This window comes from Peribacillus sp. FSL K6-1552, assembly GCF_038005205.1.
Lineage (GTDB): Bacteria > Bacillota > Bacilli > Bacillales > DSM-1321 > Peribacillus > Peribacillus butanolivorans.
The window spans coordinates 3,487,107-3,510,152 of the sequence record NZ_JBBOST010000001.1; the positions used below are offsets into that span (position 1 = coordinate 3,487,107).

Here is a 23,046-nt window from a genome sequence, read left to right on the forward strand (position 1 = left end):
TACCTACTGTATTACTTGCAGGAGATGTAGAAACGACAAAATTTCGCCGTCCAGATATAAAGAAATTTTCCGATGCACAGTTAAGTCGTTCTTTAACAAGATTGAAAAGAATATCTGGATTGACAGGTGCTTTTTTTCTCAAAGAATCGATTATTATTTAATCTATTAAAAAAGCACCCGTTTATTCGGATGCCTACATACTAAATTCTCATCTGCAAACTCACCCATACTAGGTTAATAGCTTTTTTGTAAATTATAAGATAAGTAGAAACGATTTTTTTACATTTGTGCTAGAATTTCCATTCCCATTTCCATTTAGATTTACATTTGTGCTCACTTTTGCATTTGTGTTCACATTTGCATTTGTGCTCATTTTTACATTTGTGTTCACATTTGCATTTGTGCTCATTTTTACATTTGTGCTCACTTTTACATTTGTGTTCGAATTCACAATGTATTTCAGGAAACCAAAACGGATTTTTTTTCATCCTAACAACCTCCTTTATACTGTATATGTATATTTTGATAGAAGGTGTGGACAAGTATCTGTTTTCACTTAACTTCTCTTTTTGCAAAATATTATCTTCATATTGATTAATTATTAACCTCATTTTATTTAACTTATTATGCATAATTCGGACAGCATCCAACCTCATACCGACATCAAATATCTCTTCCACTCCTACATAACAATATAAAAAAGTGGCTACGAGTTTCTCAAGTCGATTGAATTTTGTGTGAATGACGAAAAATATACATGTATGTCAAAAATATTGGATGAAATTTTTCAAATTATATCTTAAAACAAAAATGCTCGTTAAATTTTTACCCTTAAGCGTTTGTTTTTACTAATCTAACTTTAATTTTCCTCTGAAATAAGATACAATCTAACGGACGGCAAAGTTTTAAAAATATACAAGTGTAAACTTCTGCTCATGTTATTCAGTGTCTTAAAAAAATAAAAAGTTGCTAAAAACGTTGATGCAAACATAGTTTTGGAGGAATGTAAATAAATGATTACTGTAAATAATGTTGGTTTACGCTATGGCGATCGTAAACTGTTTGAAGATGTTAATATAAAATTCACGCCTGGTAACTGCTACGGACTAATTGGGGCAAATGGTGCCGGTAAATCCACGTTCTTAAAAATTCTTTCCGGTGAAATTGAAGCACAATCCGGTGATGTTCATATGGGGCCTGGCGAGCGCCTAGCCGTTTTAAAACAAGATCACTTCGCTTTTGAAGAAGAGGAAGTTCTTAAAGTAGTTATAATGGGGCATGAAAGATTATATGAAGTCATGCAAGAAAAAGATGCAATCTATATGAAAGAAAACTTCACTGATGAAGACGGAATGAAAGCAGCCGAACTTGAGGGTGAATTTGCAGAATTAAACGGTTGGGAAGCTGAACCTGAAGCTTCGATCCTTTTGAAAGGCCTTGGTATTACTGAGGACCTTCACACAAAGAAAATGGCTGAATTAAACGGTGGCGACAAAGTTAAAGTATTACTTGCTCAAGCACTATTCGGAAAACCAGACGTTCTTTTACTAGATGAGCCTACCAACCATTTGGATTTAAAAGCGATTAAATGGTTGGAAGAGTTCTTAATCAACTTTGAAAACACAGTTATCGTAGTTTCCCATGATCGTTACTTCCTTAACAAAGTTTGTACGCATATCGCGGATCTAGATTTCGGTAAAATCAAAGTTTATATTGGTAACTATGACTTCTGGTATGAATCAAGCCAGCTTGCTCTTAAATTAACACAAGATGCCAATAAGAAAAAAGAAGAAAAAATCAAAGAACTACAAAATTTCATCGCTCGATTCAGTGCCAATGCATCTAAATCGAGTCAGGCAACTTCCCGTAAGAAATTATTGGATAAAATCAGCTTAGATGATATTCAACCTTCTTCCCGCCGCTATCCATATGTTGGCTTTACACCGGAGCGTGAAATCGGAAACGACTTGCTTCGTGTAGATGGAATTACAAAAACAATTGATGGAATAAAAATATTGGAAAACGTCAGCTTCACGATGAATAAAGGTGACAAGATTGCTTTTGTCGGTAAAGATGAAATTGCAAAAACCACCATGTTCAAGATCTTAGCAGGTGAAATAGAGCCGGATAGCGGATCTTTCAAATGGGGTGTTACGACTTCTCAGGCATACTTCCCTAAAGATAACGCTGAATTCTTCGATGGTGTTGATTTAACTCTTGTCGATTGGCTGCGTCAATATTCTCCTAATGATCAGAGCGAAAGCTTCCTTCGCGGCTTCCTAGGCAGAATGTTATTCTCTGGTGATGAAGTTACGAAAAAGGCTAGTGTCCTTTCAGGGGGCGAAAAAGTCCGCTGCATGCTTTCTAAAATGATGCTAAGCGGTTCAAACGTTCTAATGCTTGACGAACCGACTAACCATCTTGACTTAGAGTCAATTACGGCATTGAATAATGGATTAATCAGCTTTAAAGGGTCTATGATTTTCTCTTCTCATGATCATCAATTTATTCAAACGGTAGCAAACCGAATTATTGAACTTACACCAAAAGGTACTATCGATAAGCAAATTAGTTACGATGAGTACCTTGAAGATACTCAATTGCAAAAACAAGTTGCTGAAATGTACAAATAATAGATTAATGAAAGCAGCACATCCTTTTATAATGGATGTGCTGTTTTCATTTCCTCAGTTCCCCCACCATACAGTTCTTTTTTTTATCCTACGTATAGAAGATAAAAAACAATCTTCAATAATTATTTATCAATAGTAATCTTTTCCTTTTAGCACTGAATAATATTGAGAAGTAAAAGGTATATTGTTAAGAAAGGAGTGAGTTAAATTGGATGAGATTTCAGTAAAAAATGCTTTTGAGGAGACAGGCTATCTTTTTTTATATGATAAATTCAGTTATCAATTTTATGTAACCGGAATATTTGACCTAGTGGATCAACAAGCTATTATTGTTGATTTTTTAAATTCCTATAGCTTTGATGATAAATGTTCACTCTTTTTTGACGATTTTTCGTTTTTCTTTAATTGTTTTCATTATTCCTATCAAAAACAGAATTGGTCAACTTTCCTAAAACCCGAATATGATGAACATATTTGCTGAAATCAAAAAACCGGGTTATAGACCCGGCCATATAATTAACATTTTAAAAAAAGATAGGAGATGGGGGAGTAAGGATAGGCTTATCCGTAGCCGCCAAAAGCAGGACCAATTAATAGGCCCGCAGGCAAACCTCCTAACAGTCCGCAAACATAAAGACGTCCAAAACCAATGCTGAAGCCCCCTGGTTCGAAAATAATGATTGTTAAAGAAATTGACACTATAGCTCTTACCAGTATTCAGCTAATAATTAAATTTGAAGTGAATTATCTTTTTTAAACTTTTCTATACTTTCTTCATATTGTGATACATTCTTAGTGTTGGGAACAAACAGGCTTAATACCAAAGAAAGTGTAAGCCCTCCCATCATGAATCCTCCAAATACCCAATGCGATGGGCCAAATGAATCTACCATTGTTGTCCATAACATAGGACCAAAACCTACTATAGCTGCGGCCATTTGATAACCGAAAGATAGCCCAGTATAACGAACTTTAGCTGGAAAGAGTTCAGAGAACAATGTTCCTTGAGTAGCGAAAATTGCCGCCCAAATTATACCGAGCATGACAGCTTGCATATAGTACAACCAAGTCGCTCCTTGTTCAATCATGAAAAAGTAAGGAATTGCAAGAAGAAACATAAGTACCAATCCACTAATATAGATAACTTTCCTACCGATAAAGTCAGAAATATATCCAACCACTGGAATCGTAATAATCATCGTAGCACAGCCAATTGTTAGAGCCGTTAAGGCTATTTCGTTTGAATAACCCAAATAGGTAGTAGTATAAACAAGTACAAAAGACATAAGAAATACATTGAAGAACCCATCTCCAATTTTGAGTCCAATCACATGAAAGAGGCTTTTACGATGATTGCGGAATGTTTCTACAATAGGTACTTTCGCAATTTCTCCGCTTTCCTTCTGTTTTTGGAAAGCCGAAGTTTCCTCTATCCCCCCTCTGATCCAAAGAGCCAAAACGATTAGAACAGCACTAAAAAGGAAAGGAATCCGCCAACCCCAGGCTAAAAACTGGGCATCGGTAGTCAAGTAGGCTATAAGCGTAAGACTGAAAGAACCCGCTACCAAACCTAATGGAACCCCTAATTGTGGAACAGAACCGTAAAGTCCGCGACGACCCTTAGGTGCGGATTCGGTCGCCAGGAGGACTGCTCCTCCCCATTCTCCTCCTAAGGAGATTCCCTGAATAAGCCTTAGGACAACCAATAATATAGGCGCTAGCAGGCCAACTTGATTATACGTAGGGAGTAAACCAATAAGAAATGAACTACCTCCCATACCGATAAGAGTCCACATTAGTGTAGCTTTTCGTCCTATTCTATCTCCAAAGTGTCCAAAAATAATACTTCCTATTGGTCTCGCAGCATAACCTATCCCAAAGGTGGCGAATGCAAGAAGAAGGGCAATTGATGGATCTTGACCTGAAAAAAAGAGAGTTGAAAATACTAAGCCCGTAGCGGTACCGTACAAGTAAAAGTCATACCATTCAATAACTGAACCGGAAAGACTTGCCAATAGAACTCGATTCTTATTCATATAGAACATCCCCTTTTGACGACCTCTGTCTTTTTCAAATAACATTGACCCAATTCTATTAATTTATTAAAACTGTTGGTATTTAAGTTTCGTTATCATTAACAAATCTTTAGGAATGAGTTTTGAATCTTTGATTATGCATTTGTCTTAAGATGTGTTTCTGCACTTTTCCCACTGCAGTTCTAGGAAATTCATCAACAAATTCTATTGTATCAGGGACTTTAAATTTGGCTAAGCGTTTGCGACAGTAAAGAATAAGTTCATCTTCTGTGATATTGGAATTTTTATGTAAAATAACATATGCCTTAATAGCTTCGTCGCGCATCTCATCAGGAATGCTGATTACAGCAGCCTCATAAACCCCTTCATAATCTGCCAGGGCACTTTCAACCTCGTTTGCCGCAACATTTTCGCCTGCCCGTTTAATCATATCTTTAATTCGATCAACAAAATAAAAGTAACCATCATCCCCGATTCTGCCATTATCGCCTGTGTACAACCAACCATCTCTTAATGTTTCTTTCGTTGCCTCTAAATTTTTATAATACCCCTTCATTAATGAACGACCCGGAATCCCTTTAACTACGATTTGACCTGATTGTCCATTTTGTACTTCATTTCCTATTTCATCGACTATTTTTACTTCATAACCAATGGTAGGCTTTCCAATACTTTTATTATTACGAATCCCATCTAATGGATTCATTAGTGGTACTCCCACAGTTTCAGTCATCCCATACATCTGTAGTAAAGAGACATTATACTTCCCTTCAAAATCCTTTAATTGTTCTTCCGCAACCGACTGAGCAAACCAGATAACTCTTAAAGAATGATTAATATCAGTTTGGTCGAATTTCTGTGCAAGAATCATTCTTATAGGTGCAGCGAATAAGGAACCTACCGTTGCACCTAAGCTTTGGGCTTGTTTGAAATAACGCGAAGCACTAAATCGTTCGGTTATTGCAATACTGCCCCCTACTACTAGAGCAGACATTGTAGAATAATACTGTGCATTTCCATGAAACAATGGAAGAACGATTAATTGCCTATCATTCGGAGCTAAGCGAATTGATTTTGACATAACTTCCCCTGTGAATAGATAGTTCGCGTGTGTAATCTGAACCCCCTTTGGTTTTGATGTCGTACCTGATGTATAAAGTAATGCAGCCACATCCTCGGAATCTACATAAATATCCGGTAAATCAGATTTAGCTTTTGCTATTAAGTGCTTTAAGTCTTTATCCACATATTTCTCACTTTCACAACGAACTAGCAATATTTCCTGTAAATACGGTAGACTTTCACGTGTGTTTGTAAATTTGTCTAAATATTTCTCTTCCGTAATGAGAAGTATTGACTCCGAATGATTCAGTAGATATTCCATTTCATCTTTAGTAGATAAAATGTTGGTTGGGACCATAATAGCTCCGATATTAGCCAATGCAAACCACGAAGTCATAAACTCTAGACAATTTGGGAGATGCAATGTTACATGTTTACCTTTCGTTACACCTAAATCAATAAATACGTTACTTAAACGATTTACTGTATCAGCAAATTCACCATAAGTTAATTCAAATCTCTGCTGTTCTATATCTTCAAAAAGTAGAAACGTTTTATCTTGGTGCCTAGCTGCTTGCTCGTTTAATAACTCTTTCAATGTTCTATTTCCGATAATATCCATACCATTTTCCCCCTTTAAATCCCAGCATGTTTGACATACCCAAATAAAACGCTTACATTTCTCACCAAAGAATACAAATTAGAGACTACATTCACAAACTACAGTCTTCGATTTCATTATAAATATACATCGCATCACAGTCAATTAATTTCCAGAATATTCACAATAATATTATAATTATGATAATTTGGTATTCCCAAGCTCTATTGTATCAAGGTATTTAAGAAATAAATAAAGAACATCTCCTCAAATCCTGTATAATTAACCTTATTAAAAAACTACCAACTGACTCAAGTGAGGCCCTATTCCTAATGAATAGCGGCTGATAGATATAAATTAACAAAGTTGTTATTCATTATAATCGCCAAAATAAAATGAGGTTTATAGTTATGAGAAGTTCTTCGAATGACAATTTTTAAACCACCTTTTAAAAAGGAGAGATATAAATGGCACGTTCTACCCCAAGACAAATTAAATCCCAACAAACTAAAAAGAAAATTTTAGAAGTTGCTCTGGATCTTTTTAGCAAAAAAGGATTCAATCAGGTTTCAGTTGATGAAATTGTAAGTGTAAGCAATACATCAAAAGGTGCGTTCTACGTGCATTTTAAATCTAAGTATGAAATCTTCATTGAAAAGTTTAAAGAGATTGATGATTTTTATGCCTCTTTCACTAAATCAATACCTAAAGACCTTAGCTGTGGTGAGAAAATTCTTCTCTTAACCAAATCTCAAATGGTTTTTTTGAGAGATGACTTAGGAAAGGATTTGATGAGAACAGTTTACGTTAGTGCATTAATTCCAAATCAACCTAAATCTCTTTCAGACACAGATAGAACCCTATACAGAATCGTTCATTCATTTGTTCAAGAAGGACAAGATGCAGGAGAATTTAGAAAAGAGATTCCATCTGAAGAAATTACTATGCTGATCACACGTTGTATGCGAGGAACACTTTATGATTGGCTTATATTTGGAGGGGATTTTGATCTTGTAGAGGAAATTCAAAAATTTATTCGTACCATTTTAGTTGAAAACATATCGACAAAGTAATAGAATTTTCACACTTATTGTTAACATGTCATATTTTTACTAGCCTATTAAAAGCTAAATGAAACCACAGAAACCTATAAAACCTTTTAGACATATAGAAAGTGCGCATAGACATCCTAACACCACTCCACAAAAAAAGGTAAGAGCATAATTATGCTCTTACCTTTTTCAACTTCACTTTGCTACTTCTTCTTTCGCTGCCGCCATATTCATATTAGTTTCAGCATTCTCTTGATTGATTGTAGTCGGGAACAAATTACGCTTACCTGAGAAATTCTCAAGTAAGTCTTTGACATCAATGCCTGAAGAAGCCTTTAATGACTCCTGCAATGTTGCCATTAAATTTGTTGCATACCCAGTCACTTTATTCGCACCGCCATTCGCACCACTTCCACCCGTATCCACTACGGTAATTTTGTCGATATTACTAAGTGGACCTGCTACTTGTTTAGCATATTCCGGTAGCATTTTCAAAATCATATCCATCACTGCCGCTTGCCCAAACTGTTCAAAGGCTTCAGCTATCTTCTGCTTAGCTTCCGCTTCTGCCACCCCTTTTAACCGGATAATTTCTGCTTCCGACGTACCTTGGGCCCTTTGTGCATCCGCTTTTGCAAGTCCATCCATTCTGACACGTTCTGCTTCTGCTTTCGCCATAGCTTCAATTTTATATTTATCGGCATCCGCTTCTGTAATCTGTTTCATCTTATTAGCAGAGGCTGCCTGCTCTACCGCATAGCGGTCAGCATCCGCCTTTTTCTTCACCTCAGAATCATATTGCTTTTCACGGCGGAGAATTTCTTTTTCTTCAAGCTCGATTTGCTTTTGCCGCTCGATGATTCTGATTTGCATTTCCTGTTCCGTAACTTCCTGTTTTGACCTTGCAGTTTCTAGGTCATAAGCTTGGTCAGCTCGGGCTTTGGCAATATCTTGCTCGCGTCGGAACTCGGCGACCTTTAGCTTGTTGATTTTTTCGGCTTCCGCTATTTCTGTAGCCCGTTCGACTTCAGCACGCTGGGCTTCCTTTGAAGCTTCTGCACGCTTGATTCGCGTTTCTTTCTCTGCCTCCGCTGTTGCAATATCTGCATCTCTCTTTACTTGTGCAATTCTTGGTTTACCAAGGGATTCAAGATATCCATTTTTATCTCGGACATCTTTAATTGTGAACGATACGATGATGAGTCCCATTTTCGCCAAATCTTGTGAAGCCACCCTCTGTACTTCCTGGGAAAACTTTTCGCGATTTTTATAAATCTCCTCGACTGTCATCGAGCCAAGAATGGAACGAAGATGTCCCTCAAGTACCTCACGTGCTTCCTGTTCACGATCATCCTTGGATTTTCCAAGAAATTGCTCTGCCGCAGTGGCAATATCAGTGATTGAACCACCAATTTTTATAATTGATACACCATCAGCCATGACCGGAACACCCTGCTCTGTGTACACTTCGGGAGTAGAGACTTCAAGTTTGCTTGACAGTAAGCTCAATGGCTCTGCTTGCTGGAACACTGGTAAAACGAATGCCCCTCCACCACGGACAATCTTAATTTTATTCCCTGATTCATCGATATGAACATTTTTGCTACCTAAGTAGCTTCCAGTTACGATCAATGCTTCATCAGGACCAGCCGTACGGTATTTCGTAACAAAGACAGCAATAAGTGCAATAAGTAAAAAAGCAACAATAGCAACAACAACCCAAATTAAACTAAACATAAACTACCTCCGAACCGTTTATTAATTTTGATGAGGCATCACATAGACAACCCCATTTTTGACTTCAATGATTAAGACTTTAGTATCTGATGCAATTCCTTCATTTTTAAAACTGGCAGCGGTCTTCGCAATGCTACCACTAATACTCTCAATTAAGACTTCGCCAAACCCGTCAACTGGGATGGATGTCAGCACCCTTCCAACCCTTCCTCTCAGGTCATTATCATGAAATGCTAAACTTTCCTCTGCTGATGAGATGGGAATCAAAACAAATACATTCAATAAGGTGACAGTGGACAATGATATAAGCAAGGAAATCGCCGCAATCACTCCACTATTAAGACCTGTAACCGATTCAAACAAAAAACCACTTGCAAAAAATACAGTTAAAAAACTAAAAATGAGAGTTGGATTAAATTGGTCCGGTAATTCTAATCCGGAAAATATATCATTAAACAAAATAAATAAAAAAGTTAGTACACCGGAAATAATTAATCCATATAAATAAATTGTTTCTAATGGAACCCCAAATAACTCCATCTCTTTCATCCTTTAAATTGGATTTTTTATGCCCCAATACCTAAACAGCTTGAAGTAAACTTCTAACTGATTAGTTTATGTATTGTTCTAACCTATATATGCAAAAAAAGTATTGTTATATTCCCCCTTTAAATACTTTCCCTACCAAATTATACGAATTAAAGCTTTAAAGGTTTCATTTTTTTATCATTCTCTTTTAAATCCGGACACACCTTCTCAGTACATTTTAATACTTGATCTTTTAAAAACAGCTTTATAAAAAGAAAAATTCAAAATATTATTGACAGCGTTTACTTATCATATTAAAATTCTTATATGTTAACTTAATTAACAGATGGGTTTACAATAGGAGGCAACATTATGAAGGAAAGTCATGAAAAATTAAGAATGATGATGGTTACAGCCTTATTTGCAGCACTAATAGGAATATTCGCCCAAATTACTATCCCACTGCCTTTGGTTCCGATTACAGGTCAGACTCTGGCCATTGGACTGGCGGCTACTATACTTGGTTCACGTTATGGAACCTCTTCAGTTTTATTGTACTTGTTTATTGGGGCTGCAGGTGTACCGGTATTTGCTGAAATGTCTGGAGGACTTGCAAAAATATTCGGTCCGACTGGCGGTTATTTATTATCCTATATACCAACAGTCTATATTACCGGTCTGATTTTAGAAAAGACCCGATTTACAGTTGCAATAGCTTTCCTTGCAAATATCATCGGGATGATTATTACCTTAATCATAGGGACGGTATGGCTAAAATATATGGCTTCCTTAACATGGACAGCAGCCATAGCTAGTGGATTTGCTCCATTTGTAATTGTTGGTACCCTAAAAGCCTTCCTTGCCTCATGGCTTGGCATTACGATTCGTTCAAGGTTAGCATCTGCTAAACTGCTACCTAAAAAAAATGCAACAATCTCATAATATTTCTATCCAGGTAATCATAAGAGAGGATACCACAATTGTGGTATCCTCTCTTATATTTTTAAAAAAGAAAAATATCATTTCCACAATCTTTTAAACCCCTGAATTCTTGAAGTTCCTGTCTGTTATATCTCTATAAATACTATTTCAAGTAAGTCGCAAATAATCCATCTTGGTCAAGTTTTTTTGAAGTTAACGGAAGGAAAAAAAAAGACTCTTTCTGAAAAAGAATCTTTTTTTACAAGTAATTATTGCGGTCCTATCCCCATAAGTCCGAATATGAATAGCAAATGTATGTTAACCCCTTTGCTAACCGTAATCATTTTACTATAGTAATAACGTTTTGACAACTATTGAAGAAACATGAATTCGCTACGATATTGGGCAAAAAAAATACTATTTCATATAGGATTATGTAGCTGATATTGAGTTATTTATTATACACTTTATATTCTTTTTTCGTACCATCATCGTAAGTCACTTCTAAGTCGAATTCTTCATAATCATCTTTCAAATTAAAAGCCTTTGTTACATCTTGAATGACCTCATCATCAGAAGAATCTTTGGTGAATGTCAACTTTTCTAATATCGGCGTTAACTCTTCCATCGCTTCATCACTGTGGACTTCGTGTTTATTTAGTTGGTCATCAATAGAGGCTTCTGTTTGGACTCCCATCGCATCATATTCTGCTTCATATTCGTTGTCATTACCTGCATAGTCAACTTCTAATTGAAAATCCTTAAAAGTAAAAGGCAGCTTTTTAATATTATCCGTTCCTGTTTCAGAATTGGTTTCTGCTTGGTTTTCATTTTCCTCAACCGGTGGATTCTTAACTTCATCGTTATCTTCCCCGCACCCAGCCATAACAAGCATGGCTGCAAATGGGAGTGATAGTACTTTTATTGTTTTTCTCATAAGTCATTTCCTTCCTTAGTCTGTATAGCTTATTTATTTCCTAAAAGAATGCAATTAAAACCTCTTCTAAGTGTCATAAGATAGAGCAGATTAAAGAATAACGTCCTTCTAGGATTAAAGGGGAATGATATAAAACAATACAGCAAAGAAGTGCGCGACAGAGCCTGCAAGCACAAATAGATGCCAAACAGCATGATGATAAGGGAAACCGCGCCAAACATAAAAGACAGCCCCAAACGTATAAAGCAATCCCCCTGCAACCAGTAGCTGGATACCTGCTGAAGGCATTGCTGCTGATAGTGGACCCCATGCAATAACAATCAACCACCCCATCGCGATATAAAGAATAGTAGAAAGGAAAAGAAACTTCTTCACAAAGAAAGCTTTGAATACAACGCCTATAACTGCCACTCCCCATACAATTCCAAGCAGTGTCCATCCTAGTGTCCCTTGGATTACAAGCAGCATGATAGGCGTGTACGTTCCTGCTATGAAGAGATAAATTGCTGAATGATCAAAGATTTCAAATAGGTCCTTCGTTTTCCCTGCTGGAAAGCTATGAACTAAAGTTGAAGAAACATATAAGAGTAGCATGGAAACCCCATAAATGACTGAAATCACTACATGCCAGGCCGACCCTTTCTGAACTGAGAAAATTATTAAAAACACAAGAGCGGCAATACTTAACAAGACACCTACTCCATGAGTAATTGCATTTACCACTTCTTCTTTTTTTGTATAAACATGTGTATTAGCCATGTTACAGCTCCTTAATCTTAGAAAAAAATATTGTTTTGAAATTCTTCTCAATTATACATTAGTTCTTCAAAGCAATATAGAAAAGTAATTTAATCTTTGACTTATATATATATGTAATTATCAAGAAAAAGATTTTCCACCATGTCGTTCCACCACCAATTATCGTCTAACTGTAGCCGGTATAGATAAAAAAAGACCGGCTCCATTTAATGGTGAGCCGGTCCTTGAAAATTTTAGTTAAATGGCAAAATGGTGGCCGCCAATAATTTTGATTACCTCCAATTGTTTCATCCATTCGCTGTCCGATATACTTGGGTTCCAGAAATACAATGCATCATTTGTGTAGCCATGGATCGCTATAGCTTCATTTACAGCTCTCTTAGCATCAGCTCCCGCTGCTTTATTAATACTACCATCACCAACAGGGGAGAATTGATTTTTTTGATAAATCACTTCACGGATCGTATCGGGAAATTCTTTGCTATCTAGGCGATTCAAAACAACTCCCGCAACTTCGACCTTTCCTCGGTATGGCTCTCCTTTTGCTTCAGCATGCACCAGTCTAGCTAATAGATCTTTATCATTTTCACTCATTACATGAGGAATAATCAATGTTTTACCTGGTTCGGCAACATTATTTTCATTATGATTGACTTCTTTTAACGTACCAATTGGCACTCCGTATTGCTTCGCAATATCCCATATCGATTCACCTTGCTTAATGACATGTTTTTTTGCGCCATTAGAAGCTTTACTTATGGTTCCAAAAGGGAATGCTATTCCAAGTACGATGACGCTTAGAGTTATTATCACTGTTAATAATGCTGATAATTTCATCCTGTAACCTCCTTGTTAAGCATCTACCTAGGATAACAGACCCAATTGGAGAAAACAGTGCTAAATTATTTCCAAGGGAATCCAGGTAAAATATTACACACTTTGAATTTTTATTTAACTCTTTCAAGTCCGCTTAATTATTTATTTGAAGGGATTTCCATTCTTCACGTAAAATTCCCATCCTTATGGAATCGTAATAATAACCATCAAAATAACGGCATTTCCTCATTCTTCCTTCAAGCTGCATACCTACTTTTAATGCAACAGCCATCATTCGCTCATTTCCTGACCAGGTCGTCAATCCAACCCGTTCGATTTCAATGTTTTCAAATAAATAGGTGATAAACAACTTTATGGCTTCCGTGCCATATCCGCCATTCCAATAATTGGTCTCAAAAATAGTAATACCGATTTCAAGCCAACGCGATGGTTCATGTTCCCAATAATATACAATTGATCCGATTATTTGATGATCTTTTTCCATTATTAACTCGGAGTATACTCCCATTTTCTCATCATAGTTCCGATGTTTCTCATCTTTATAGATATACGTATTAAAATCAATGAGTTCGTGAGGATAATATGGTGCATCCCATTTTTTCCACTCTGGATTCTCTTCCCCATACTTTAAGCTCCACAAAAGTTTTAAATCATCTTTTTTTACGTTTCTCAATACTACATTTCTTCCTTTAATCCAAACATCATCCAATCTGATTCCTCCTATTTTACCCTTACCTGACTATTCCTAGCCTTAACTAGTCAATTTGATAAAGTACTGCCTCTCTCTAGGACCATCGAATTCACAAAAATAAAGACCCTGCCATGTACCCAGAATCAAACTTCCTTTATGAATAATCACTTGTTGTGACGAACCGACCGTACTTGATTTCAAATGGGCTGCAGTATTCCCTTCCATATGTAGATCTAGAGTATGATTCCATGGATATTGCTCGTCCAGCCTCCTTAGCATATCCTTTTTGACGTCTGGATCCGCATTTTCATTAATCGTGATTCCAGCAGTAGTATGTGAACAATATACAAGAGCTATGCCCTCTTGAATACCAGTTTCCGTGATAAATGCCTGCACTTCTGTTGTAACATCAATCATATCATCCCTTTTAGTAGTTTTTAATGAATTTTTCTTCAGCATGAACTTTCCACTCCTTTAATAACTTTTTATACACATACCCAAAAACTTTTGAAAACATACTTTTGCTCGTTTAATTATGTAGAATTAAATAGTAAAAATAAGAATAACTTATCAACATTAATAAATAGATTAATCTGTTCTTATTAGCAGTATTGCATTAAAATTGGATATATAAGGAATGAGGAGGCGTATTAAGATGAGCTTTAATTTTAAATCCATCGATCATTTCCAATTAGCATCTCCTAAAAATACAGAAGAGATAGCAAGGAAGTTTTTCACTAATATTTTAAAGTTTCAGGAAATTGATAAGCCTGAAACATTAAAGTCCAATGGAGGAGTATGGTTTAAATCTGGATCGATCCAAATACATATTGGAACCGAAGATCATTTTATACCAGCACGGAAAGCCCACCCAGCTCTAGAAGTTGAAAATCTAGTAGACCTTAAACAACATCTAATAAGTAATCATATACCTTTTATTGAAGATAAAAAGCTACCAGGAGCAAATCGAATTTATGTATCCGACCCCTTTGGTAATCGAATTGAAATTTTAGAGTGGATATGAAAAAAGCGGGTTCAATGATTATTGAACCCGCCTTTTTTCGTGATTTATTTCTGTTTCTTTTTCCAGATTCCCAATATAAACGCAGTAATAAGAGAACCTATTAATATTGCCAGCATATAGCGAAATGGATGATTGACTAGCGGGATAACAAATATACCGCCATGTGGTGCCGGAAGAGTGACGTTAAAAGCCATCGACAGTGCACCAGCTGTTGCAGCCCCGATTACACTGCTTACGATAACTCGAAAAGGGTCAGCTGCCGCAAAAGGAATAGCTCCTTCTGTAATGAATGATGCACCCATAAAGTAATTAGTGAATCCAGATTTTCTTTCCATTTCACTGAATTTACTTTTAAAGAATGTAGTCGCAAAGGCAATTCCAAGAGGAGGTACCATTCCACCTGCCATTACGGCAGCATGAGGCCCGAAACTTTGTGCTTCAATAGCTGCAAGTCCGAAAGTGAAAGCGGCTTTATTCAGGGGTCCACCCATATCTACAGCCATCATACCTCCTAGAATCAATCCAAGCAAAATAGCATTCGTACCTGATAAACCTTGTAGCCAGTTGGTTAAGCCTATGTTTACTGCAGTTACTGGCTCATTTATTACAAATATCATGATTAAGCCTGTAATTAACATGCCGAATACAGGATAAAGTAAAACTGGCTTAATCCCTTCGAAGTTCTGTGGCAACTTGGAAAACAATTTTTTCAATAATAAAACGACATATCCGGCAAGAAAACCAGCAATTAGACCACCTAGAAAACCAGCATTAGCTTGTGCTGCCAATAACCCTCCAACCATACCAGGAGCAAAACCTGGACGATCAGCTATACTTGAGGCAATGAAACCGGCTAGTACCGGGACAAGCAAGAAGAAGGCACCGCTAGCCCCTCCGCCAATATCACTTAATGCTTTGGCAATGGGATTAAATTCAGGCTTTGTTGGATCTGCTGCTTCAATTCCGAAAAAGAAAGAAAGCGCAACCAAGATTCCGCCTCCTACAACAAATGGAAGCATATTACTTACACCGTTCATTAAATGCTTGTAAATCCCAAGCCCTCCTTTTGATGAATCACCATCCTCACTTCTTTCATTCCCGGTTCCTTTATAAACTGGTGTATCCTGATTTATGGCCCGATTTAGCAGTTCTTCAGGCTTCCTAATACCATGGGCAACTGGGACGATAATGACATGTTTTCCATTAAAACGATCCATCTCGACCTGCTTATCCGCAGCAACAATAATCGCATCAGCATCTGCAATATCTCTAGCTGTTAACCCATTTTTGATTCCCGTGGAACCATTTGTCTCTACTTTGAAATCGATTCCCATTTCTTTCGCCTTCGCCTTTAATGCATCGGCCGCCATATAAGTATGGGCAATCCCGGTTGGACAAGCTGTAACGGCAAGAACTTTTCCTTTGGTACTTATAGCAGTGGCACTTGTTCGTTGTTCTTCTTGTTCTTCTCTTTCTTCTTCATCCGCTTCCTGTTCTTTTTGATTGATTATGCCTAGCACTTCCTCTTTGGAAGTAGCAGAAATCAGACGGGACCTGAAGTTTGTATCCATTAGTAATGAAGAAAGCCGGGAGAGTGTCTCTAAGTGGTCTGTATTGGCCCCTTCGCTAGCTGCAATCATAAAAAATAGATGTGCTGGCTGACCGTCAAGCGACTCATAATCAATACCTGATACCGATTTACCGAAACAGATAGCCGGTGTTTTCACAGCACTTGTTTTTGCGTGTGGAATAGCTATTCCCTCACCAATCCCTGTGGTGCTTTGTTCTTCACGTTTTAAAATGGCTGCTTTGAAAGTATTTTCATCATTTAATTTGTCGGCTTTGGCTAACTTCCCAGACAATTCATCAATAACAGCTTGCTTTGTATCACTTTGTAAATCGATAATAATTGTATCTAATTTCAACAAGTCTGTAATTTTCATAGAGTTAGCCCCCAGTTATCTTATTTATTTCAATTTGCGGTAATAATTCTTCGATTTTATCCAATGTACAGAGATCGGATGAAAAGGCTGTAGCACTTCCTGATGCAAGACTGAAACAAAAAGAAGAGAAAATATCCTCTGTTTTTTCATATGTTCCAATAAACCCAGCCACCATGGAATCACCGGCACCCACCGAGTTTATAACTTTTCCTTTTGGAACATTAGCGGTATATGAATCGCCATCCGTGCAAAGTACAGCACCGCTTCCTGCCATTGAAACTATTACGTGCTGAGCACCGGATTCAACCAATTTAGATCCGTATTTGCTTGCATCCTCAACATTTTTAATTTTAGTAGAGAAAAGTTCACCAAGTTCATGATGATTAGGCTTAATAAGAAAGGGTCGATGTTGAAGTACGCTCAACAACTCTTTTCCGCTCGTATCCACTACTAATTTAATGCCATTATCTGAACACGTTTTAGCCATAGATTCGTATACATCAGAAGGAACGCTTGATGGAATGCTCCCTGATAAAACAAGAATATCGTTGTTTTTCAGCTGTTCGATTTGACTAAATAACTGTTGATAATTCGCCTTTGAAATAACTGGTCCTTGGCTATTAATTTCCGTCTCCATTCCAGTTTTCAACTTAATGTTGATTCTCGTATCTCCTGCTATCTCTGTAAAGTCCGTAAAAATCTCTTCTTGTCTTAAATACCTTTTTACAAACTCTCCAGTTTGTCCGCCAATGAAACCAAAAGCTGTTGTATCATTTCCAAGTCTTTTCAGCACCCGGGAAACATTAATTCCTTTCCCACCAGGAAATTTAACTTCATAGCTTGTTCGATTCACCTTGCCCATTTGAAAATTTTCCACCTCAACCAGATAATCAATGGATGGGTTGAGTGTTACTGTATAAATCATTAAATAGTCACGACCTTTATCTTGGGATTTTTTTTGAATTGAGCAATAGCATCTTCATTATTCCTATCAGTTAGGATTATGGCATCGCTTACATCCGCAACCTTAGCGAAAGTAGCTTCATTCAATTTAGAACTGTCAGCAAGCACGTAACTTTCGTTAGAGAGTCGCAATGCTATTTTCTTCAACAAAGCTTCCTCAGGGTCTGGAGTGGTGAAACCCATTTCTTGATGGATACCATTCATACCTAAGAAACATTTATCGAATCGATATTCGTTTAGAAACTGTACAGCGGTGCTGCCTACAACTGCATTAGTGGAGAATTTAATCGTTCCACCTACTAAAACAGTTTTGATTTCTAACTCGATCAATTTTGGAATATGCATAAGGCCATTTGTTAAGACCGATACATTTTTATCTTTTAAATAGGGAATCATTTCTGAGATGGTCGTACCTGCATCAAGGTAAATACAATCATTCTTCTCAACAAATGATGAGCCTAACTTGGCTATACTTTGTTTTTCAACTATTGCTTTATTTTGCTTTTCCATTGTTGAAGGCTCAAGGCCTTTTCTTTGAAGCAATGCCGCTCCGCCATGCACACGCTTCAATGCCTTCATTTCTTCGAGCTGCACTAAATCTCTTCGAATGGTTGATTCTGATGCATGTAACAGATCTACAAGCTCCTGCAACTTAATCGTTCCTTGTTTCTTAAGAAGCGATATGATGAACTGGTGCCTTTCTGTTGTCAACAATTCGTCCACCTCCAGTTTAATACCATCATCATATCTGAAAAAGATAGAATAATCAATCATAAACGTTTAAATTTATTCAAATTCATTCACTTTTCACCATCTAATTCATTCAAAAACATTCATTTTTTTAAGATTAAAATCAAAATCACTATCTATTTAAGCATTTATAGATTTTTCATTTACCCTTTCAAGAATTTCATTTCCTATTACCTTGATTAGACGGTTCTCCCCTATGAAAATATGTATTTATTTTCCTGTATCAAAAAAACCCTCTGTCATGATGACAGAGGGTTTTAATAATTTTACTTATTAACCTTGAAGTAAAAGTTGTTCTGGATCTTCAAGCATATCCTTGATTGCTACTAAGAAACCAACTGCTTCTTTTCCATCAACGATACGGTGATCATATGATAATGCAAGATACATCATTGGTCTGTTTTCGATTTGATCTCCAACAGCGATCGGACGTGTCTTAATTGTATGCATCCCTAGGATACCAACTTGTGGCGCATTCAAAATTGGTGTAGATAAAAGAGAACCGAAAGTTCCACCGTTTGTGATAGTAAAAGTACCACCAGATAAATCTGAAAGTCCTAATTTGTTGTTACGCGCTTTAACAGCTAAATCCGAAATGTTTTGTTCGATTTCAGCAAAGCTTTTACGGTCAGCGTCTCTTACTACAGGAACAACTAGTCCTTCCTCAGTGGATACTGCTACACCGATATCATAGAAGTTCTTTTTAAGAATATGGTCGCCTTTGATTTCAGCATTCAATAATGGATACTTTTTCAAAGCTCCAATAACAGCTTTAGTAAAGAATGACATAAAACCAAGTTTAACATCATTAGCTTTAACGAAAGAATCTTTATGACGGCTACGTAATTCCATAACAGCAGAAAGGTCGACTTCGTTGAAAGTTGTAAGCATGGCAGCTTCAGATTGAACTTGAACTAAACGTTTAGCGATAGTTTGACGACGGCGAGTCATTTTCACTACTTCAATACGGTCATCGTTCACTTCAACAGGAGCTGCTGCTTGTTTAGCTGCAGGAGCTGCTTGCTTAGGTGCTGCTACAGGTGCAGGGGCATTACTTGCTGCTTCTACGTCTTGTACACGTACACGACCTAGTGGATCAACAACAGGCACTTGAGTTAAGTCAATTCCTTTTTCACGAGCCAATTTTCTTGCCGCTGGTGAAGCAATAACTTGCTGAGTTGAAGATGCTTCTTTCGTTTCTGCTTTAGGAGCTTCTTGTGCAGGAGCCGCTTGTTCCGCTTTAACTGGTTCTGCTTTCACTTCTTCAGTCTTAGGAGCTTCCGCCTTTGGCGCTGCTGCTGCTGCTGTTCCATTTTCATCAACGATAGCGATAGATTGTCCAACTTGGACTGTATCGCCTTCTTCTGCTAAAAGTTCTGTAAGCGTACCAGTATAATCTGAAATGATTTCTACGTTTACTTTATCAGTTTCCAGTTCAAGGACATATTCACCTTTTTCAACACGGTCACCGGGTTGTTTTAACCATTGCGCAATAGATCCTTCAGAAATTGATTCTGCTAATTCAGGTACTTTTACTTCAGCCATTTTATTTCTCCCCCTCATTATTGCGTGTTATTGCTTGAGTCATAATCCGTTGTTGTTCGTTTTTATGGACTAGTGGATCTCCCTCAGCCGGACTGGATCTGCGTTTTCTGCCGATATATGTTACAGAAAGGTTACCTGGTGCCGCTGCATTTAAGCGAGGTTCAACAAATGTCCAAGCTCCCATGTTTTTCGGTTCTTCTTGTGCCCAGAAGATTTCTTTTAGGTTCGTATATTTTTTCAATGCTTCTTGAACGCCAGTGAACGGGAATGGATAAATCTCTTCGATACTGATGATTTGCAACCAATCCGTATTTTTTTCAGCTGCTGCTTTTTCACGAAGTTCAACAACCAATTTACCTGTTGCAAAAACAATGCGCTCTACTGCTTTTGGTTTTTTGCCCAATGCTTTTGTTTCAACGAATGATTCAAAACTACCTACACTGAATTCTTCAGCTGTAGAAGCCATCACCTGATTACGAAGCATACTCTTCGGTGTCATGATGACAAGTGGACGTACTTGCTCTTGTTCCAGTATCTTAGCTTGTCTTCTAAGGATATGGAAGTATTGAGCTGCCGAACTTAAGTTAGCAACTGTCCAGTTGTTTTCAGCTGCTAATTGAAGGAAACGTTCCAAGCGGGCACTTGAATGCTCTGGTCCTTGTCCTTCATATCCGTGTGGAAGCAACATAACAAGACCTGATCTTTGACCCCATTTTGCACGGCCTGCCGCGATAAATTGGTCAAAGATTACTTGTGCTGTATTTGCAAAGTCACCGAATTGACCTTCCCAAAGTACAAGTGTTTCAGGTGCGAATACATTATAACCATATTCATACGCTAGAACTGCTGTTTCAGTAAGCGGGCTGTTATGAACAGCGAAAGAAGCTTTAGCATTTTCAAGTGTGTGAAGTGGTGAATATGTTTTTCCATTAACACTGTCATGCAACATAATGTTACGCTGTGCGAATGTTCCACGCTCTGAATCTTGTCCAGTTAGACGAATTGGAGTACCGTCATTCAAAATGGATGCAAATGCAAGTGTTTCAGCATGCGCCCAGTCAATTTTACCGTCATCTCCAAATGAATCTAAGCGACGTGATAAGATTTTCCCTAATTTTTTATTAGGTGTAAATCCTTCTGGCCATTTAACAAGTTCTTCATTAATTGAAACAAGTTCTCCTTTTGATACAGCTGTTTCAATAGTAGGAAGTCCTTTTTCAATAATGCCCGGCGGGTTACATTCTTTAGTAGCTTCTGGTTTATTTCCAGAAATTCTCGCATAAGCATCTGCCAGTTTTGTATCTACTTGCTCTGCCACTGTTTTAACTTCATCTTCTGTGAACTCGCCAGATTGAATGAGTTTTTTAGCATAAAGTTCTTTAACTGTTGGATGCTTATGAATCAATGCATACATTTCAGGTTGAGTAACCAATGGCTCATCCATTTCATTATGACCGAAACGTCTGTAACCGATTAAATCGATCAAGAAATCTTTATTATATTTTTCGCGATATTGGTTAGCAAGGTTTACTGCAGCCATACATGCTTCTGGATCGTCAGCATTCACATGCACGATAGGCACTTCAAAGCCTTTAGCCAAATCACTAGCATATTTAGTTGAGCGTGAATCTTCACTTTCCGTTGTAAAACCAATCATGTTATTAGCGATGATATGAATAGCTCCGCCAACTTGGTAACCGCGCAGACGGCTTAAGTTAAACGTTTCCGGTACAATTCCTTCACCAGGGAATGCTGCATCACCATGAATCAGGATTGCAAGTGATTTTGAAATATCTTGAACCGGGAAGCCTTTTTCTGTACGGTCTTCTTGGGCCGCACGAGAATACCCTTCCACGATTGGACCAACTACTTCCAAGTGACTTGGGTTATTGGCAAGAGTAATTCTTGCTTTTTGTATATTTGCTTTAGTAATTTGTTTATCCAGACCTAAATGGTATTTAACATCACCTGTCCATCCGTAATTAATGCCGGTTGAACCTTCGGAAGGAACTAAATCTTTATTAGGTGAATGTTGGAATTCTGAAAAAATAACCTCATATGGTTTTCCTAGAACATGTGCAAGTACATTTAAACGTCCTCGGTGAGCCATCGCAATATTTACATTTCCAGTTCCATTTTGAACAGTCTGTGAAATCATTTCATCTAAAATCGGTACTAAAGTATCTAGTCCTTCAATAGAGAAACGTTTTTGCCCTACATATGTGCGATGAAGGAATTTTTCGAACCCTTCAACTTCATTCAAGCGTTTAAGTAATAATGCTTTATTCTCTTTAGCCACTTCCGGGAACATGTTTCCGGATTCGACCATATCAGTAAGCCATTGCTTTTCGTCCAGGTCATTAACATGGTGAAATTCAAAGGCTATCGTTTTTGTATAAAGTTGTTTTAGGTATTGTACGGCTTCGTATCCGTCCTTCACATCATTAGGTGATTCGGGACAAATAAAGTCAGCCGGGATTTTTCTTAAATCATCTGCAGTCAACCCATATTTTTCGAAGTGAATTTGTTCCGTGTCTAATGCTTCTTCTTTTAAAGGATAAATATTTGCAGCTAGATGTCCATATGCACGGATATTTTCCGCTAATTTTACTGCAGACATTATTTTCTTCATAGGAAGAACTTCTCCAGTTTGTACAGTTGGTGCATTTCCGATAGTTACTTCAGCCGATACATCTAATGAAGGAGGACCTGATACTTCAAAAAAGTTTCTCAGTTCCGGATCTACTTCTTCCGGATTGGCTTGAAATAGATCGTATTGCTCCATGACATACCCAAGGTTTGGACCTGAAAAAGTTTTCCATGGGTCGTATGCCTTAGCGTCCTTGATGGTCATTTTGTAAACCCCCAAATTTTTCTCATAATTTTTTTCATTTCGTTTTATCCATCCCCAAATTCTCACTTCTAAATTTTCCCCAAATATATGATATATAATAAATAAATTTGGTTATTGAATAATAAAATTTTTAAGGATAAAACGTTTTCAGATGTTATATTAACATGTTTTTG

General features: G+C 37.3%; 20 protein-coding genes. 5 read left to right on the forward strand and 15 right to left on the reverse strand.

Annotation, left to right across the window (positions count from 1 at the left end):
• The first annotated feature begins 1,013 nt into the window (after positions 1-1,013).
• Both NST21_RS16680 and NST21_RS16685 read left to right on the forward strand, forming a co-directional pair.
• Positions 1,014-2,633 (forward strand): ABC-F family ATP-binding cassette domain-containing protein, encoded by a 1,620-nt coding sequence (locus NST21_RS16680; RefSeq protein ID WP_056520681.1) that lies wholly within the window; start codon positions 1,014-1,016, stop codon positions 2,631-2,633.
• A 208-nt stretch (positions 2,634-2,841) separates the two neighbouring features.
• The gene (locus NST21_RS16685) at positions 2,842-3,114 is read left to right on the forward strand and encodes a hypothetical protein (RefSeq protein ID WP_057219058.1); all 273 of its coding nucleotides are present in this window, start codon (positions 2,842-2,844) and stop codon (positions 3,112-3,114) included.
• Between the two features lie 80 nt (positions 3,115-3,194).
• Here the strand turns inward: NST21_RS16685 and NST21_RS16690 are convergent, their stop codons facing one another.
• The 3 genes from NST21_RS16690 to NST21_RS16700 form a co-directional block, all read right to left on the reverse strand.
• Complete coding sequence (locus NST21_RS16690; protein ID WP_340890309.1) at positions 3,195-3,332, reverse strand: hypothetical protein; 138 nt, start codon at positions 3,330-3,332, stop codon at positions 3,195-3,197.
• 29 nt (positions 3,333-3,361) lie between these two features.
• The gene (locus tag NST21_RS16695) at positions 3,362-4,669 is read right to left on the reverse strand and encodes an MFS transporter (protein WP_340890311.1); all 1,308 of its coding nucleotides are present in this window, start codon (positions 4,667-4,669) and stop codon (positions 3,362-3,364) included.
• Positions 4,670-4,778: 109 nt separating this feature from the next.
• Positions 4,779-6,353, reverse strand: a complete 1,575-nt coding sequence (locus NST21_RS16700; protein WP_340890315.1) for an AMP-binding protein — start codon at positions 6,351-6,353, stop codon at positions 4,779-4,781.
• A 446-nt stretch (positions 6,354-6,799) separates the two neighbouring features.
• Here NST21_RS16700 and NST21_RS16705 point away from each other — a divergent pair, with 446 nt between their 5' ends.
• Positions 6,800-7,405, forward strand: coding sequence for a TetR/AcrR family transcriptional regulator (locus tag NST21_RS16705; protein ID WP_340890317.1), 606 nt, complete (start codon positions 6,800-6,802; stop codon positions 7,403-7,405).
• A 174-nt stretch (positions 7,406-7,579) separates the two neighbouring features.
• On the opposite strand, the gene NST21_RS16710 is transcribed toward NST21_RS16705, so the two are convergent.
• Both NST21_RS16710 and NST21_RS16715 read right to left on the reverse strand, forming a co-directional pair.
• On the reverse strand, positions 7,580-9,121 hold the full coding sequence (locus tag NST21_RS16710) for a flotillin family protein (RefSeq protein WP_309557813.1): 1,542 nt from the start codon (positions 9,119-9,121) through the stop codon (positions 7,580-7,582).
• Between the two features lie 21 nt (positions 9,122-9,142).
• Positions 9,143-9,661 carry an NfeD family protein gene (locus tag NST21_RS16715; RefSeq protein ID WP_053346546.1) on the reverse strand — a complete coding sequence of 173 codons (519 nt, stop codon included), beginning with the start codon at positions 9,659-9,661 and terminating at the stop codon, positions 9,143-9,145.
• A 360-nt stretch (positions 9,662-10,021) separates the two neighbouring features.
• Here NST21_RS16715 and NST21_RS16720 point away from each other — a divergent pair, with 360 nt between their 5' ends.
• Complete coding sequence (locus tag NST21_RS16720; RefSeq protein ID WP_056520693.1) at positions 10,022-10,591, forward strand: biotin transporter BioY; 570 nt, start codon at positions 10,022-10,024, stop codon at positions 10,589-10,591.
• A gap of 430 nt (positions 10,592-11,021) precedes the next feature.
• Here NST21_RS16720 and NST21_RS16725 read toward each other — a convergent pair whose 3' ends face one another.
• The 5 genes from NST21_RS16725 to NST21_RS16745 all read right to left on the reverse strand — a co-directional run bounded on the left by NST21_RS16725 (position 11,022) and on the right by NST21_RS16745 (position 14,253).
• Positions 11,022-11,507 (reverse strand): YusW family protein, encoded by a 486-nt coding sequence (locus NST21_RS16725; RefSeq protein WP_340890324.1) that lies wholly within the window; start codon positions 11,505-11,507, stop codon positions 11,022-11,024.
• Between the two features lie 114 nt (positions 11,508-11,621).
• Positions 11,622-12,266, reverse strand: coding sequence for a PAQR family membrane homeostasis protein TrhA (trhA, locus tag NST21_RS16730; RefSeq protein ID WP_340890327.1), 645 nt, complete (start codon positions 12,264-12,266; stop codon positions 11,622-11,624).
• Between the two features lie 237 nt (positions 12,267-12,503).
• Positions 12,504-13,103, reverse strand: coding sequence for a cell wall hydrolase (locus NST21_RS16735; RefSeq protein WP_340890328.1), 600 nt, complete (start codon positions 13,101-13,103; stop codon positions 12,504-12,506).
• A 133-nt stretch (positions 13,104-13,236) separates the two neighbouring features.
• Complete coding sequence (locus NST21_RS16740; RefSeq protein WP_340890329.1) at positions 13,237-13,812, reverse strand: GNAT family N-acetyltransferase; 576 nt, start codon at positions 13,810-13,812, stop codon at positions 13,237-13,239.
• A 42-nt stretch (positions 13,813-13,854) separates the two neighbouring features.
• Positions 13,855-14,253, reverse strand: a complete 399-nt coding sequence (locus NST21_RS16745; protein WP_053346553.1) for a secondary thiamine-phosphate synthase enzyme YjbQ — start codon at positions 14,251-14,253, stop codon at positions 13,855-13,857.
• A gap of 196 nt (positions 14,254-14,449) precedes the next feature.
• On the opposite strand from NST21_RS16745, the gene NST21_RS16750 reads away from it, so the two are divergent.
• Positions 14,450-14,818, forward strand: coding sequence for a VOC family protein (locus tag NST21_RS16750; RefSeq protein WP_340890331.1), 369 nt, complete (start codon positions 14,450-14,452; stop codon positions 14,816-14,818).
• Between the two features lie 44 nt (positions 14,819-14,862).
• Here the strand turns inward: NST21_RS16750 and NST21_RS16755 are convergent, their stop codons facing one another.
• From NST21_RS16755 to sucA, 5 genes are all read right to left on the reverse strand, one after another.
• A complete protein-coding gene (locus NST21_RS16755; protein WP_201185345.1) occupies positions 14,863-16,761 on the reverse strand; it encodes a PTS fructose transporter subunit IIABC in 1,899 nt (632 codons plus the stop codon).
• Between the two features lie 4 nt (positions 16,762-16,765).
• Positions 16,766-17,686, reverse strand: coding sequence for a 1-phosphofructokinase (pfkB, locus tag NST21_RS16760; RefSeq protein WP_056520708.1), 921 nt, complete (start codon positions 17,684-17,686; stop codon positions 16,766-16,768).
• Positions 17,686-18,498 (reverse strand): DeoR/GlpR family DNA-binding transcription regulator, encoded by an 813-nt coding sequence (locus tag NST21_RS16765; RefSeq protein WP_340890335.1) that lies wholly within the window; start codon positions 18,496-18,498, stop codon positions 17,686-17,688. Before NST21_RS16765 ends, pfkB begins: the two co-directional genes overlap by 1 nt.
• Positions 18,499-18,747: 249 nt before the next feature.
• Positions 18,748-20,019: a 2-oxoglutarate dehydrogenase complex dihydrolipoyllysine-residue succinyltransferase gene (odhB, locus tag NST21_RS16770; protein ID WP_340890336.1), complete on the reverse strand. Its 1,272-nt coding sequence runs from the start codon at positions 20,017-20,019 to the stop codon at positions 18,748-18,750.
• 1 nt (position 20,020) lies between these two features.
• Positions 20,021-22,873 (reverse strand): 2-oxoglutarate dehydrogenase E1 component, encoded by a 2,853-nt coding sequence (sucA, locus tag NST21_RS16775; protein ID WP_340890337.1) that lies wholly within the window; start codon positions 22,871-22,873, stop codon positions 20,021-20,023.
• Positions 22,874-23,046: the final 173 nt, after the last annotated feature.